Below are 14,487 nucleotides of genomic sequence, written 5' to 3'. Positions count from 1 at the left end.
CTCCCCCCACAGACCCGTACCCATCCCGAGAGAGACGAGAGATCCGTATGACCGTCCCGACCAGCGCCGAGTACGACCTGTGGATCCGTCGCTTCCACCAGGCCCCGGACGCCAAGGTGCGCCTGCTCTGCCTGCCGCACGCGGGTGGCTCGGCCAGCTTCTACTTCCCCGTGTCGGCCGCGCTGTCGCCCGACATCGAGGTGCTCGCGGTCCAGTACCCGGGGCGTCAGGACCGCCGCGCCGAGCCGAGCATCGGCACCATCGCCGAACTGGCCGACCAGATCCACCGGGTGCTCGCCACCCTGGACGACCGGCCGCTGGCGCTGTTCGGCCACAGCATGGGTGCGATCCTCGGCTTCGAGCTGGCCCGCCGGCTGGAGGCCGACGGGCGGGTGCCGGCGGCGCTGTTCGCCTCCGGGCGGCGCGGACCGGCCACGCACCGCGCGGAGTTCGTCCACCAGCGGGACGACGACGGCCTGGTGGCCGAGCTCAAGACGCTCAGCGGAACCAACACCGCGCTGCTGGGCGACGAGGAGATCCTGCGGATGATCCTGCCCGCGATCCGCAACGACTACCGGGCGATCGAGACCTACGAGCGCCCGGCGGGCGGGCCGCTGAGCTGCCCGATCGTCACGCTGATCGGCGACGACGACCCGAAGTCCACGGTGGACGAGGCCAAGGCCTGGGCCGAGGAGACCACCGGCGAGTTCTCGCTGCGGGTCTTCTCCGGTGGCCACTTCTACCTGGCCGCCCAGCAGCGGGCCGTGCTCGGCGAGATCACCGACCGGCTGCGGGCGCACACCGGCTGACCGGGGCACGCCGAAGGCCCGGAGCGATCGGCATCGGCCGGCCGCTCCGGGCCCTGGAGCCCAGCGAGTGACGTCAGGCGCTGGGCACCAGGCAGAGTTCGCTGGGCAGATCGCTGCGGCGGGTGACCTTGAGCTTGCGGTAGACCCGGGTCAGGTGCTGCTCGACCGTGCTGACGGTGATGAACAGCTCGCGGGCTATCTCCCGGTTGGTGTGCCCGAGCGCGGCCAGCGAGGCGACCCGCCGCTCGGCGTCGCTCAAGTCGCCCGCGTAGGAGGCGGACTCGGCGTGGTCCGCCGTCGTCGCCGGCGCCGGCTCCCCGCTCAGGTCGGAGAACATGCTGGACAGCCCGCGCTGGATCGGCTCGGCGGCCTGCTCCTTGGCCAGCTGCCAGGCCCGGCTCATCATGATCCGGGAGCGCTTGTGGTCGCCGAGGTTCTGGTGCGCGTAGCCCAGGTCGGCCAGGGCCAGCGCCAGTTCGACCCGCGAGTCGCAGCGCTGCAGATCGTCCACGGCCTGACGCAGCAGCGAGGGACGGTACTTGAGCTCGGCCACCGCCGCGCTCAGCCGCACCGTGCTGCCGCGCGAGAGCGAGGAGCCGGGCTGCAGCCGCTTGGTCTGCTCGTCGATCAGCACCTTGGCCTGCTGGTGGTTGCCCATCTGCAGGTGGACCCGGGCCGCCGCCCCGCGCCAGGGCACCACGCTCGGCAGGTCGAGGTCCCAGTCCTGCATCATCTCGCCGCAGATCAGGAAGTCGTCCAGCGCCGCGTGCGGGTGGTTGGTGGCCAGCCGGAACTCGCCACGGGCGTGCAGGTAGTGCATGCCGTAGCGGGTCTGGTAGATGGCCTGCGGGACGGGGTGGTTGAGCAGCTGCGCGGCGTCCTCGTACTTGCCCATCAGGGTCTGCGCCGCCAGCAGGGTGGCCAGCGGCAGGCCGATGTTCACCCCCCAGCCCTTCCAGGGGAGCTGGTCGAGCGCGCTCTTCGCGTAGCGCTCGGCGTCGAGCAACCGGCCCTGGCGCAGCGCGATCTGGCTGCGCAGCGCGAGCAGCGGCGGCCGCCAGCCCTCGGCGGCCCGCCCGACCCGCTCGAGCAGCTGCTCGCAGCAGAGCGCGGCGCGCTCCAGCTGGTCGCCGTAGATGAGCGCGAGCAGGGCGAACTCGACCTGTTCCCAGTGGCGGTAGGTCAGGCCGATGCTCCGCAGCACCTGCTCGGCGCCGAGGAAGGTGTTCTCGTCGGCCCGGCCGCTGAGCACCTCGTCCAGCGCGGCCGCGGCCTGCAGGCGCGGGTCGGCGCGGACGGCCGCGGGGGTGCGGTCCTGGTTGATGCTGCAGGAGCCGAAGTCCGGCAGCTCGGCCAGCGCGCCGGGGTAGGAGCTGGAGAGCAGCAGCTTGACGGTCTGCACCTCGGAGGCGGTCCGGCCGTCGATCTTGCGGCCCTGGGCCAGCATGTGCTCCAGCAGACCGGTGGCCTCGGTGATCCGGCCGTGCCGCAGCAGGTACTTGACGACCACCACCGAGTGCCGGTCGCCCAGCTCACCGGCCCGCAGGGCGGCGGTGAGCATCGGCAGGTGGCGGGTGGCGTTGCCCGGCTGCAGCTGCCACTCGACGCCGGCCAGCAGGGTGAGCACCTCGCCGCGCTGACGGGCGTCGGTGCAGTTGCGATGGGCGTGCTCGACGCACTGCCGGGCCAGGTCCGCGTCGCCGTCGAAGAGCGACTGCCGGGCGACGTCGCACAGCACCCGGGTGCTCCAGGCCTCGCCGGGCTGGTCGGAGGCCAGCAGCTGTTCGGCGATGGCCCGTTCCGGCGCGCCCTGGGCGTAGAGCAGCCGGGCGGCCTGCGCGTGCAGCCGGCTGAGCTCGGCCGGGTCGGTGTCGTGCAGCACGGCCGTGCGCACCGCCGGGTGCCGGAACCGGCCCTGCTCCAGCAGGCCGGCCGAGTCCAGGCCGTCGATGACGCCCGCCACCAGGCTTGGGAAGAGACCCAGCAACTGGCCGAGCTGCTGGTCCGAGGCGAGGTCGCCGAAGACGGCGATGCCGCGGGCCACCGCGAGCGCGGCCGGCTCGCTGCGGTGCAGGCAGCTGACCACGGCCTGGGAGAAGGCGAACCCGCCGCCCAGGCCGGCCGGGTGCTGGTCGGCGGCGAGTCGGGTGGAGGAGCGCAGGTCCTCCAGCAGGCTGTGCACCAGGAGCGGGTTTCCGCCCGTCAACGCGTCGACCCGGGCGGCCAGTCGGTCGGCCCGCTCGTGGTCGAGTCGGGTGCCGAGCAGCTGGACCACGCCCTCGTGGGTGAGCGGTCCGAGCATGATCCGGCGGCAGTGCGGCTGGCGCAGCAACTCGGCGTGGAAGGCGGGCTGCGGGTGCTGGCGGGCGGTGCGTTCGGTGAGCACCACGGCGATGCGTGCGGTGCCCAGCCGGCGGATCAGGAAGAGCAGCCACTGCAGGGAGAGCGCGTCGGCGTGGTGGGCGTCGTCGACGCAGATCAGTAGCGGAACGGTTCTGGAGAGGTCGAACAGGACCGCGCAGAGCGCCTGGACCAGGTCGGCCGGCAGCTGGTGGGCGCCGGTCGCCTGCGGCGCGATGCCCGCCGGGTGAGCCGTCGCGGCCTCGGCCGCCGTCGCGAGCAGGTGCTGGGTCTGCCGCAGGCGATCGGCGTCCAGCGGGGCCTGCTGGAGCAGTTGACCGACGATGCTGAGCGGCGTGCGGTGCTCGGCCTGCGCGCCGGTGGCGCGCAGAACGGTGGCGCCCGCCTCGGCGGCGTGCTCGCCCAAGGCGCACAGCAGGACGGACTTTCCGCTCGCGACAGGGCCGACCACCAGGCCGACCGATCCCTTGCCCCGGACGGCGTCCGTGGTGATTCTGCGGAGGAGGTGCAATTCTTCGGCGCGCTCGATGAGATCAGGACGGCCAGTCATGTTGTGGCTCCTTGCGTCGGGTCCTGCATCCGGTCCAGTCGAGGTCTGGTGGGGGCAGACGTTGCGTGGAGTGGAGAAACTGGCTGGGGCGTAGAGAGGGGAACCCGGTGCAGCGGGAATCCCGACGGATGAGTTGTGCCGCACTCCGTGCTGGAACACTTTTCTCCCAGATGAAATGCACGAAAATTCTGGCGAACCGCTGATGATCGATGGGTGACTATTCGGGCCTCAATAGTGTGGTCGGCCCACAACTCCCCATTCCCGCGCACCGGTGAGCCGTTTCGGGTCGGCGGCTACTAGTTGCGGGACAGCTGATCTGAAACATAACACTGCTCCGGCCGACGGGGACATGCCTGTCGCTAGGAACTGATCAAGAATTGAGGATGGCGGGCCGGTGGGCCGCCCGGAGGGGTGTCGGCGGCCGTGACCGATCCGGCAATTGCTGATGAATCGGGCAAATGGGCGCGCTGGCGGGGAGTCACGGGAGCTGGAAACGCCGCGTTAACTCGGCCGTTGCAGAGGAGGAGTGATGGACCGTCAACGTTCATCGGGGCGCGGCCGGGCCGAGGTGGGCCGGACCGAGGGGCGGAGTACGGTTGTCCCGTAGTTGCCGCAGCTCTGACCTGGTCCGATGACGTCGATGGCCGGTCCGGTCCAGCCTGTTCGCTGGATCGGACCGGCCATGGGCTCGGTCGGTTCGGGCTGTTCGCTGGATCGGACCGGCCGTCGGGCCGGGCTGCTCTGTGCTGCTCTGTGCTGCTCCGGGCCGCTCTGGGCTGGTCCGGTGACGTTCGCTCAGGCCCGCTGCGGCTCCGTGCCCGGCGGTACGCAGCGGTCGACCGTCAGCTCGGCGGGTGCCTGGCACTCGGTCCGGTCCAGCCGCAGGGTCAGCCGGCAGCGCCGGTGCCGCACCCCCGGCAGGTCGAGCATCGGCCCGAGGTGGCCGACGATCCGGTCGGCGGCCGACTTGGAGATCCCGAACACCACGGCGACCTCACGCATGGTCAGATTGGTCCGCCGGTAGACCGAGACCAGCAGGACCCGGTCCGCCAGGGACAGCGTCCAACGCCGGCCCACCCGGGGCGTATCCGCCTGCGTGTGCGGCCGCAGTGCCTCCAGCAGTTCTTCGAACTCCGCGGTGTCCAGACCCGTGAGGAGCTCGACCCACGTGGTCTGCGCTGCGCTGATCAACTGTGCCATGGCTGTTTCTGTGTCGTCCCGACCGGTCGCCTGGCACAGCACGGCCCGTCCTGGCGCACCGCCGATGCCCTTCCCCCGTGTTTCCATCAATTCCCCCGTTGTTCACTCAACTGTCATTTCCGCGACTGGCTTCACTCCTCCGGCAACTGGATCGGCGCGAGTGCCTCGAAAACGTCCCCCGGGCCGGGGTTGGCAGGGTGGCTGGCGCCGCCCAGGTGGCGGACCACTCCCCAGACAGCGTTGAGCGCCGTGGTGACCGCGCCCTCGGCGAAGCCCGCGGTCCACGACACGTCGTCGCCGGCCAGGAACAGCCCGCGCTGGTCGGCCGGGAAGCCATCCTGGACGAACTGGGTGAACAGCCGGCGCTGGTACCGGTACTGCCCGGGCAGGTTGGCCTTGAAGGCCCCCATGAACAGCGGGTCGGTCTCCCAGGTCACCGAGATCGGCGGCCCGACGATGTGCGCGCGCACGTCGACCTCGGGGTAGATCCCGCGCAACTGGGTGAGCAGCACCTCCAGCCGCTGCTCGTCGCTGAGCGTGGCGACCTTCAGCGAGTCGTCGTTCCAGGTGTAGGAGAGGCAGATGACCCCGGGCCGGTCCGGGCCCTCGTCGAAGAGGTAGATGCCACGCGGCATCCGGTCGCTGAGCGTCATGCTCATCGCGTCCCGGCCGGTCGCGCCGTCCCGGTCCAGCCAGAACGGCCGGTCGGTGAGCACGAACAGCTTGGAGGAGCCCATGTAGTGGGTCCGCTCGACCGCCGTCCAGTGCTCGGTGGAGAGCAGTGCCGGGTCGCAGTCGATCTGGCTCAGCAGCGTCCACACGTGCGGGGTGAAGACCACCGCCGGATAGGTCGCGCGGCCGCCCTCGGCGTCCTCGACCTGCACGCCCTCGGCCACCCGGCGCAGCGCGCCGACCGCCGGGCGGGGCGTGCCGCCGTGCAGCGTGGCGAGCGAGGTGCCGGCCGGCCAGTGCGCCGCCCGGCCCACCGGCCGCGTCCACAGGCCCCGCACCAGCCGGCCCGTGCCGCCGACGATGCCGACCTGGTCCTGGTCGGCGCCGGTGAAGACCACCCGCAGCACCTCCAGGATCGAGTTGGGGAAGTCGGTGTCCCAGCCGCCGGTGCCGAAGCCGACCTGGCCGAACAACTCCCGGTGCCGGAACGAGCGGAAGAACGGTGAGGCGGCCAGGAACCCGTAGAACGACTGGTCGTCCAGGGTCCGCACCATCCGGTTCCACACCGCCTTGAGCAGTGCGGTGTCGCGGCGGCGCACCGCGTCCTCCATCACCGCGAGCTCGGCCTGGTCCAGCAGCGTCTTCTGCCAGGCGTCGGCCACCTCCTGGTAGACCGACGGCAGGTCCTCGACGGCGCGCGCGTAGTGCCGCTCGCCGCCCAGGTGCACCAGGGTGCTCGAGGTGCCCGGGGCGAGCGGGTTGGGGAACGGCCGGGTCCGCAGGCCCAGCGCGTCGATGTAGTGGAACAGCGTGGTGGCCGAGACCGGGAAGCGCATCGCCCCGAGCTCCGCGGCGAACTCCGGGTTCGCCTCGAACGGCACCGAGCGCATCCGGCCGCCCAGGTCGCCCGCCTCGTAGAGCACCGGCCGCAGCCCCAGGCGCAGCAGTTCGTGGCCCGCGACCAGGCCCGCCATGCCGCCGCCCACCACGGCAACCGGGGTGCCGTGGTGGGCGGCGGGGACCGAGCCGAGCCCGGCGGGGTGGCGCAGCCAGTCGTCGTAGGCGAAGGGGAAGTCGGGTCCGAACATCGTCAGAGGTGCGGTCACATCACGCACGGCCGGATACTCGCGGGCACTGAGGGACATCTGTGGACACCTTTCGGGACCCGGCTCGCGGTGGTCAGCCCAGGCGGTCGGGCAGACCCCGGTAGAGCTCGGGGCGCCGGTCATGGAGGTAGGGAGTGTCGAGGCGCGCCTTCGCCACCACCGCCGGATCGATCTCGGCCAGCAGCAGGCCCTCGGTGGGCTCCTCCCGGGTGAGCCAAGTGCCGTCCGGGGCGGCCACGGTGGTCAGCCCGCAGAAGTCCAGGCCGCCGCGCTCGCCGATCCAGTTGGCGTAGGCGATGTAGAGCTGGCTCTCGAAGGCCCTGGCGGGTACCAGCGTTCGCGCCACCACGTCCCAGGGACGCATCAGCGCGGTCGGTACCAGCAGCAGTTCGGTGCCGGCCAGGCCGTGCGCCCGGACCGCCTCCGGGAACTCGACGTCGTAGCAGACCAGTAGACCCACCGTCAGCTCGCCCAGCTTGGCCTGCACCACGCCGTGGTCGCCCGGCGCGAACCGGGACCGGTCCACCTCGCCGAACAGGTGCGCCTTGCGGTAGTTGGCCAGCAGCACGCCTTCGGCGGAGACCAGCCGGCTCGCGTTGTAGACGGCGTCGCCGTCGCGCTCCGGCCAGCCGTGCAGCACGGCGATGCCGAACTCGCGAGCGATCGCGGCGACTTCGAGGCCGTGCGGCCCGTCCACCGGCTCGCTGGCCTGAGCCAGCGCGGCCGGTCGCAGCGGGTAGCCACCCACCGTCATCTCCGGGGCGACCAGCAGTTCCGCGCCCGCTTCGGCCGCCTGCCGGGCCACCTCCCGAAGCCGCCCCAGCAGGTGCGGCACGTCGGGGGAGCCGCACGCGGCCTGCCAGCAAGCAATCCTCATCGCGGGCTTCCTCGTGGTGCGGTGGAATCATCGGCCGTGCAGCCTTGATCCCTGATACGGAGTTGGCATCCGGGACGGGCATTGCCGCGGCCGAAGTTATGGGGCGGCCCTATCCCGGGCAACCCCTAGCTCCCCCCTACGGTCCGGTTTCCGGCACTGCCGAAATGCGCCACGGGGCCCGGGCATAAGGGTGGGTAGGGGGTGGGCAGGGGTGGTGGACGCCGCCCGCGCGGATAGGCTTCGACGGGACCGAAACGGTGCCGAGAGAACGGGCTGACATGACGACCGGTGAGCCGGGCAGCAACGCTATCGTCTTTCCTGCCATGGGCCCGTCGCGATTCGCCGACTTCGGCCGGTTCATGGTGGTCAACCGGCAAGCCAGAAAGCTGTTCGGGATCGCCGACGAAGTGCTCGGCTACCGGGTTTTCGACGCATTGCGACAGAGCGAGGACGACTACGCCGAGGTCGCGCAGGTCACCTCGTTCGTGGCCTCGCTCGCGCTGGTCGAGTGGAGCGGGCCGGAACTCCCGGGGCCGGTGGGCCACTGCGCCGGCGTCAGCTTCGGCAAGATGGCCGCCGCCGCGCACGCGGGCGTGCTGCCCTTCGAGGAGGCCGTGCGGCTGGTGGCCGAGATGGCCCGCTGCGAGCACGAGTACTTCACCGAGCAGCACAGCGACATCGTCACCCACTCCTTCGTGAAGGTCGGCTCGGACACCCTCGACGAGCTGCTGGCCGAACTGGCCGCGGCTGACGAGTGGTACGAGATCTCATCGTACATGGATCGCGACATGTACATGGTCTCGCTCAACGAGCGGGCCCTGGACGGATTCAAGCAGCGGATCGGCGCGGTCGGCGGCTACTCCCTCTACACCATGCGCCCGCCGGCCCACGCGAGCATCTTCGGCCCGCTGCGCGAGCGGGTCGACCAGCAGCTGCTGAGCGGTTACCGGTTGCGCGACCCCCTGCTGCCGATCGTCTCCGACCAGGACGGCTCGCTGGTCACCACCGCCGAGCAGGCCCGGGACTGGATCCTGGGCGGCTTCACCCGCCCGATGCGCTGGCCCGGTGTGGTGGACACCCTGGTCGGGCAGGGCGTGCGGCGGATCAGTATCGTCGGTCGGGACCGGCTGCTGCGGCGACTGAAGTGCACGGTCGACAACTTCGCCACGACCACGATCGCCCCGGAGTCGGCCCTGAAGCCCAGGAGTTGACGCGGCGGGGCCCGGAAGGCACGATCCCTTGACGAACAGTAGCAACGGACCGGGCGGCGCTCTCCTCGCCACCAGTGACCTGCACATCAGTTACCCGGAGAACCGCGAGATCGTCCGGGAGCTGCGGCCCCGGTCGCCGCAGGACTGGCTGATCGTCGCCGGTGACATCGGCGAGGTCGTCGAGGAGATCGAGTGGACGCTCCGCCTGTTCAGCGAGCGGTTCGCCGCCGTGGTCTGGGCGCCGGGCAACCACGAGCTGTGGACCCACCCCAGTGACCCGGTGAAGCTGCGCGGCGTGGAGCGCTACCAGCACCTGGTGGAGATCTGCCGCCGGCTGGGCGTGCACACCCCCGAGGACCCGTACCCGCTCTGGCCGGGCCCCGACGGGCCGGTGCGGATCGCCCCGCTCTTCGTCGGCTACGACTACACCTTCCGCCCGGCCGGCACCACCACCAAGGAGCAGGCGCTGGCCCGCGCCCACGAGACGGGCGTGGTCTGCTCCGACGAGTACCTGCTGCACCCCGACCCGTACCCGAGCCGCGAGGCCTGGTGCGACGCCCGGGTGGCCGCCACCGAGGAGCGGCTGGCCGCCCTGGACCCGGCGATCGCGACCGTGCTGGTCAACCACTACCCGCTGGTCCGCCAGCCGACCGATGTCCTGTACTACCCCGAGTTCGCGCAGTGGTGCGGCACCACGGCCACCGCCGACTGGCACACCCGCTTCAACGTGGCGGCGGTCGTCTACGGCCACCTGCACATCCCCCGGGTCACCCACTACGACGGCGTCCGCTTCGAGGAGGTCTCGGTGGGCTACCCGCGCGAGTGGCGCCGCCGGGGCGATCAGGCGCCGGGCGGACTGCGCCAGATCTTCCCCGAGGTGACGAAGCGTTGATCGAGCGGATCCTTCCCGAGCCGGTCGTCTGGGCCGAGAGCCGGGCCCAGCGCGAGCAGATCGACCTCTTCCCCGAAGAGGCCGCGCACATCAGCCAGTCGGTGCCGCAGCGCCAGGACGAGTTCCAGGCGGTCCGCTCCTGCGCCCGCCGCGCGCTGGCCGCCCTCGGCCTGCCGCCCGTCCCGCTGGTCCCCGGCCCCCGTGGCGAACCCCGTTGGCCCGCAACGGTGGTGGGCAGCATGACGCACTGCGCGGGCTACCGCGCCGCCGCGCTGGCCCCGGCCGCCACGGTGCTCACCCTGGGCATCGACGCGGAGTCCAACGAGCCTCTGCCGGAAGGGGTGTTGGAGGCGATCGCGGTCCCGGCGGAGCTGCCGATGCTGGCCGCGCTGCGCCGCGCGGATCCGGCCGTGCACGGCGACCGGCTGTTGTTCAGCGCCAAGGAAAGCGTTTACAAGGCCTGGTTCCCGCTGATGGGCAAGATGCTGGACTTCTCCGAGGCCGAACTGCGGCTGGAGGCGGACGGTACCTTCACCGCCCGGCTGCTGGTGCCGGGCCCCGTGGTCGAGGGCCGGCGACTGCCGGGGTTCGAGGGGCGCTGGGTCGCCGAGGAGGGGCTGGTGGCGACGGCGATCACGGTGGCTCGGGACTGACCCGCCACCCCCGAGCCGCGGCAACTCCCCGAGTGTGCCGCGGCTTTGGCGCGTGCGTGGCCGAGCGTGGTGTGCCGAGTGGGGTGCGGCGACCGGCTGGGGCGGCTGGGGTCGGATAGGGGTACTGCCCCCGCAGGGCGGCTGGATACGCTCCGGTACGTACGGGCAGGGCGCGCCCAGCCCGCCCCGAACCCCTCCGACCACTCCCCGGCCCCCCGGGTGCGGGTGTCCATGGTGGCCGCCGAGCACGAGAAGGATGAGTGGAGCCGATGCCGGCCAAGATCCTCGCGGAGAGCTCCGCAGCGACGCTCGCCGAGTTCGAGCAGGACACCCTGCGCATCGCCCAGGTGCTGCGGGAACGCGGGGTCGGGCTCGGTGACCGGGTGCTGCTCAAGGCCGGCAACTCGATCGCCTACGTGTCGGTCCTCTTCGCCCTGATGCACGTGGGCGCCTCGGTGGTCATGGTGGACCAGCAGGAGAAGCAGGAGGCCACCGGCTCCATCATCCGGCGGGCCGGCACCAAGCTGGTCCTGGTCGACGACGACGCCCCGGTGCCCGCCGACACCGAGCCGGTCTACCTCTACGAACTGCTGGCCGCCGCACCAGACTTGGCCGTGACGGACCGGCGGCTCGACTTCGGTGCCTGGTCCGACCTGGACGACGCGCTGATCATGTGGTCCTCCGGGTCCACCGGCGAGCCCAAGGGCATCGTCAAGAACGGCGGGCGGATGCTGAAGAACCTGGAGCGCAACGCGCGCCACATGGGCCACTGTTCGGACGACGTGCTGCTGCCGCTGCTGCCCTTCTCGCACCAGTACGGCCTGTCGATGGTGCTGATCGCCTGGATCGTCCAGGGCTCGCTGGTGATCGCCCCCTACAAGCGCGCCGACCGGGCGCTGCGGATGGCCGGGCACTCGGGTGCGACCGTGCTGGACGCGACCCCCGCCACCTACCGCAGCATGCTGAACATCATCAGGCAGAAGCCCGCGCTCGCCGACTCGCTCGGCACGGTCCGGATGTTCTGCAGCGGGGCCGCGCCGCTCGACCAGTCGCTGGTGGAGCGCTACCTGGAGCACTTCGGCCTGCCGCTGCTGGACAGTTACGGCAGCACCGAGGCGGGCAACGTGGCGTTCGCGACCAGCGACAACGCGGTCTCCTGCGGGCAGGTGATGGACGGCCTGCGGGTGCGCGTGGTGGACGACGAGGAGAACGAGGTGCCGGCCGGCGAGGTGGGTGAACTGCTCATCGAGACACCGGATGTGATGGTCGGTTACCTCACCGCCGAGGGCGGCATCGACCCGGTGGACCAGAGCGTCTTCCGCACCGGCGACCTCGGCTACCTGGACGCGGCTGGCAACCTCTTCGTGCTGGGCCGCAAGTTCGCCGTGCACCGCAACGGCTACACGCTCTACCCCGAGATCATCGAGCGCAAGGCGGCCACCGGCGGCTGCTCGACCCGGATCGTGCCGCTGCCCGACGAGCGCCGCGGCAGCAGCCTGGTCTTCTTCGTCGAGGACGAGCAGCAGCGGGACTCCGCGCACTGGCGCGAGCTGCTGGCCGAGGTGCTGCCGAGCTACGAGCAGCCGAACCGGGTGATCGTGCTGGAGCAGTTCCCGCTCAACCGCAACGGCAAGCCGGACAAGCGGCGGATGACCGAACTCGCCGAGGCGGCGGCCGGATTGGCCGACGCCGGGAACCCTGCCTGACGGTCCGTCAGCCTGGTGGGCGCGCGTGGCCGCCGTCCTGGTGCTCCCCTTCCACCCCGCACACCCGAACGGCGGGGCCGCCAGCCGCAATCGGGACGAAGCCGGACAGGTCTAGACTCGGACCGGTCGGCTGCCCGCGCCGGACCGGGTGCGGCACCGGTGCCGATGGCGTCCGCTATCGCGGTGGCCACGCCACCGCGCTGACGAGGCGTCGGTGCCGGCCGCCGGCCCGGGACGGTGGCCCGGCGGCCGGGTAGCACTGTCGCAGAGTGGAAGGAAACACCCATGCCCCAGTCCGACGGTCTGCTCCTGCGGCCGCCCCGCCATCGGGTCGAACGCCGCGCCATCGTCTGGTGGGTGCTGCGTGCCGCGCTGATCCCGGTGCCCACCGCGCTGGTGCTGGGCGTGCTGGACCTGCTCATCCCGCCGGCCCGGTTCGTCTTCGGCCCGCTCTTCCTGGCCGTCGCGCTGCCCGGGCTCTGCTACCTGATCGTCATGCCGCTCTGGCGCTACCGGGTGCACCGCTGGGAGACCACCGACCAGGCCGTCTACACCGCCTCCGGCTGGCTGTGGCAGCGCCGGCGGGTGGCGCCGCTGTCGCGGATCCAGACCGTGGACACCGTCCGGGGCCCGCTGGAGCAGCTCTTCGGGCTCAGCGGCATCAAGGTCACCACGGCCTCCGCCGCCGGCGCGCTGACCATCCGCGGCCTGGACCGCGGCCGCGCCGCCGAGCTCGTCGAGCAGTTGACCAGCGCCACCCAGGCCACCCCGGGGGACGCGACATGAGCACCGCCACCCAGGACCCGACCGAGGTCGCCGAGCCGGCCGAGCCCGCCTGGCGGCGGCTGAGCCCGCGGCTGATCCCGGTGCACCTGGCCTGGCTGGTCCCCCCCGTGGTCACGACCACCGGCACCCTGCTCGGCACCGGCGGTCGGCTCAACCTGCAAGCGCTGATCACCCTCTCCTCGTTCACCGTGGCCTTCCTGACGGTGGCGGGCATCAACCTGACGCGCCTGTTCACCACCGGCTACCGGATCACCGACGAGCGGCTGGAACTCCGCTCCGGCCTGCTCTTCCGCAGCCACCGTGCCGTCCCGCTGGACCGCATCCGCAGCGCGGACGTCACCGCCCGTCCGCTGCACCGCCTCCTCGGGCTCGCCACGGTGCACGTCGGCGCCGCCGTGCACGGCACCTCGGCGGGGCGCGCGCTCAGGCTGGACGGCCTCACCGTCGCCCAGGCAGGCGCGCTGCGCCAGGAGTTGCTGAACCGCCGGGGCGCCCTGCTCGCCGAAGGGCCTGCCGACGCGGAGCCCGACGCCCCGATCGCCCGACTCTCCTGGCGCTGGCTGCGCTACGCCCCCCTGACCATCTGGGGCGTCGGTGGACTCTTCGCGGCCCTCGGGATCGGCTACAACACCCTGCACGACATGCAGATCGACCCGCTGAAGCTGGGCCTGGTGCACCAACTCGTCGCCGCCTTCAGCTCGGTGCCGCTCTGGGTCGCGGTGCCGGCGCTGCTGCTGGTGCTGGTCGTGCTGGGCACGGTGGCCTCGGTCGGCCAGTACGTCGAAGGCTGGTTCGGGTACCGCCTGGAGCGCGAGGACGGCGGTGTCCTGCGGGTCCGGCGCGGCCTGTGGATCCACCGCTCGGTCTCGCTCGACGAGCGCAGGCTGCGCGGCATCGAGCTGGCCGAGCCGCTGCTGCTGCGCCTGGGCGGCGGTGCGCGGCTGCTCGCCATCGCCACCGGCCTCGGCAATGCCGAGGAGAACCGCACCCGGAGCGTGCTGCTGCCGCCCGCGCCGCGCGCGCAGGCGCTGCGGGTCGCCGCCGAGATCCTGCCGGACGGCCAAGCCCTGCCCATCACCGCCGAGTTGACCCCGCACCCGAGGTCGGCGCGGCGCCGCCGGATCAACCGCGCCGTGGGCGTGGTCGCCCTGACGGCCGGGGCGCTGGCGCTGCCCGGCATCTGGGTGTCGCAGTTCCTGCCGCTCGCCTGCGCGGTCGCCGTCGTCCTGCTGCCGCTCGCGCTGCTGCTGGCCCTCGACGCCCACCGGGCCCTGGGCCACGCCCTGGTGGGCCGCTACCTGGTGGTCCGCTCGGGCACCTTCGCCCGGCGCACGGTCGCCCTGGAGCGGGCCGCCGTGATCGGCTGGACGGTCAGCCAGTCGCCGTTCCAGCGTCGTCTGGGCCTGCTCACCCTGACGGCCGCCACCGCTGCGGGCCGAGGCGCCTACCGGGTCCGCGACATCGCCGTCGCCGACGGCCTGGCCCTCGCCGCGCGGGCCGTGCCACAGCTGCTCGACCCGTTCCTCGAACAGGGTTGACGGCGGCCGCCGGAAAAGGCAATTCGCCTTTCCGGGCGTCCGCCGTAACGCATTTCCGGCCCCCCGGAACACCACTTGGAAATTCCTTCCAAGGCACCTGAAAATCAGTCAGGGGTCCCCGGATGA

11 protein-coding genes are annotated in these 14,487 nt (G+C 72.0%); 7 read left to right on the top strand and 4 right to left on the bottom strand.

Going from position 1 to position 14,487, the window contains the following annotated elements; translation table 11 throughout:
• The first annotated feature begins 47 nt into the window (after positions 1 to 47).
• Positions 48 to 809, top strand: a complete 762-nt coding sequence (locus ABH937_RS00570; protein WP_280689070.1) for a thioesterase II family protein — start codon at positions 48 to 50, stop codon at positions 807 to 809.
• A gap of 73 nt (positions 810 to 882) precedes the next feature.
• Here the strand turns inward: ABH937_RS00570 and ABH937_RS00565 are convergent, their stop codons facing one another.
• From ABH937_RS00565 to ABH937_RS00550, 4 genes are all read right to left on the bottom strand, one after another.
• The gene (locus ABH937_RS00565) at positions 883 to 3,720 is read right to left on the bottom strand and encodes a helix-turn-helix transcriptional regulator (protein WP_280689069.1); all 2,838 of its coding nucleotides are present in this window, start codon (positions 3,718 to 3,720) and stop codon (positions 883 to 885) included.
• Positions 3,721 to 4,515: 795 nt separating this feature from the next.
• Positions 4,516 to 4,920 (bottom strand): transposase family protein, encoded by a 405-nt coding sequence (locus ABH937_RS00560; RefSeq protein WP_370146324.1) that lies wholly within the window; start codon positions 4,918 to 4,920, stop codon positions 4,516 to 4,518.
• A 131-nt stretch (positions 4,921 to 5,051) separates the two neighbouring features.
• Complete coding sequence (locus tag ABH937_RS00555; protein WP_280689068.1) at positions 5,052 to 6,737, bottom strand: NAD(P)/FAD-dependent oxidoreductase; 1,686 nt, start codon at positions 6,735 to 6,737, stop codon at positions 5,052 to 5,054.
• Between the two features lie 34 nt (positions 6,738 to 6,771).
• Complete coding sequence (locus tag ABH937_RS00550) at positions 6,772 to 7,575, bottom strand: carbon-nitrogen hydrolase family protein (protein ID WP_370216738.1); 804 nt, start codon at positions 7,573 to 7,575, stop codon at positions 6,772 to 6,774.
• Between the two features lie 323 nt (positions 7,576 to 7,898).
• Here ABH937_RS00550 and ABH937_RS00545 point away from each other — a divergent pair, with 323 nt between their 5' ends.
• The 6 genes from ABH937_RS00545 (at position 7,899) to ABH937_RS00520 (ending at position 14,361) form a co-directional block, all read left to right on the top strand.
• Positions 7,899 to 8,786 (top strand): ACP S-malonyltransferase, encoded by an 888-nt coding sequence (locus ABH937_RS00545; RefSeq protein ID WP_370216737.1) that lies wholly within the window; start codon positions 7,899 to 7,901, stop codon positions 8,784 to 8,786.
• Positions 8,787 to 8,814: 28 nt separating this feature from the next.
• The gene (locus tag ABH937_RS00540) at positions 8,815 to 9,678 is read left to right on the top strand and encodes a metallophosphoesterase (RefSeq protein WP_280689065.1); all 864 of its coding nucleotides are present in this window, start codon (positions 8,815 to 8,817) and stop codon (positions 9,676 to 9,678) included.
• Positions 9,675 to 10,331 (top strand): 4'-phosphopantetheinyl transferase, encoded by a 657-nt coding sequence (locus ABH937_RS00535; protein WP_370216736.1) that lies wholly within the window; start codon positions 9,675 to 9,677, stop codon positions 10,329 to 10,331. The genes ABH937_RS00540 and ABH937_RS00535 overlap by 4 nt, the downstream gene beginning before the upstream one ends.
• 269 nt (positions 10,332 to 10,600) lie before the next feature.
• The gene (locus ABH937_RS00530) at positions 10,601 to 12,037 is read left to right on the top strand and encodes a class I adenylate-forming enzyme family protein (RefSeq protein WP_280689063.1); all 1,437 of its coding nucleotides are present in this window, start codon (positions 10,601 to 10,603) and stop codon (positions 12,035 to 12,037) included.
• A gap of 285 nt (positions 12,038 to 12,322) precedes the next feature.
• Positions 12,323 to 12,823, top strand: coding sequence for a PH domain-containing protein (locus ABH937_RS00525; protein ID WP_280689061.1), 501 nt, complete (start codon positions 12,323 to 12,325; stop codon positions 12,821 to 12,823).
• Positions 12,820 to 14,361 carry a PH domain-containing protein gene (locus ABH937_RS00520; RefSeq protein ID WP_370216735.1) on the top strand — a complete coding sequence of 514 codons (1,542 nt, stop codon included), beginning with the start codon at positions 12,820 to 12,822 and terminating at the stop codon, positions 14,359 to 14,361. Before ABH937_RS00525 ends, ABH937_RS00520 begins: the two co-directional genes overlap by 4 nt.
• Positions 14,362 to 14,487 lie beyond the last annotated feature (126 nt).

Origin of the sequence: Kitasatospora sp. GAS1066B (assembly GCF_041262605.1) — a bacterium.
Classification (GTDB): Bacteria; Actinomycetota; Actinomycetes; order Streptomycetales; family Streptomycetaceae; genus Kitasatospora.
The sequence above is the reverse complement of the archived record's forward strand: the minus strand, read 5'-3'. Positions and strand labels throughout refer to the sequence as shown.

Coding starts and splice junctions, on each gene's coding strand:
- ABH937_RS00570 (WP_280689070.1), top strand. CDS start 48: ATGACCGTCCCGACCAGCGCCGAGTACGACCTGTGGATCCGTCGCTTC.
- ABH937_RS00565 (WP_280689069.1), bottom strand. CDS start 3,720: ATGACTGGCCGTCCTGATCTCATCGAGCGCGCCGAAGAATTGCACCTC.
- ABH937_RS00560 (WP_370146324.1), bottom strand. CDS start 4,920: ATGGCACAGTTGATCAGCGCAGCGCAGACCACGTGGGTCGAGCTCCTC.
- ABH937_RS00555 (WP_280689068.1), bottom strand. CDS start 6,737: ATGTCCCTCAGTGCCCGCGAGTATCCGGCCGTGCGTGATGTGACCGCA.
- ABH937_RS00550 (WP_370216738.1), bottom strand. CDS start 7,575: ATGAGGATTGCTTGCTGGCAGGCCGCGTGCGGCTCCCCCGACGTGCCG.
- ABH937_RS00545 (WP_370216737.1), top strand. CDS start 7,899: ATGGGCCCGTCGCGATTCGCCGACTTCGGCCGGTTCATGGTGGTCAAC.
- ABH937_RS00530 (WP_280689063.1), top strand. CDS start 10,601: ATGCCGGCCAAGATCCTCGCGGAGAGCTCCGCAGCGACGCTCGCCGAG.
- ABH937_RS00525 (WP_280689061.1), top strand. CDS start 12,323: ATGCCCCAGTCCGACGGTCTGCTCCTGCGGCCGCCCCGCCATCGGGTC.
- ABH937_RS00520 (WP_370216735.1), top strand. CDS start 12,820: ATGAGCACCGCCACCCAGGACCCGACCGAGGTCGCCGAGCCGGCCGAG.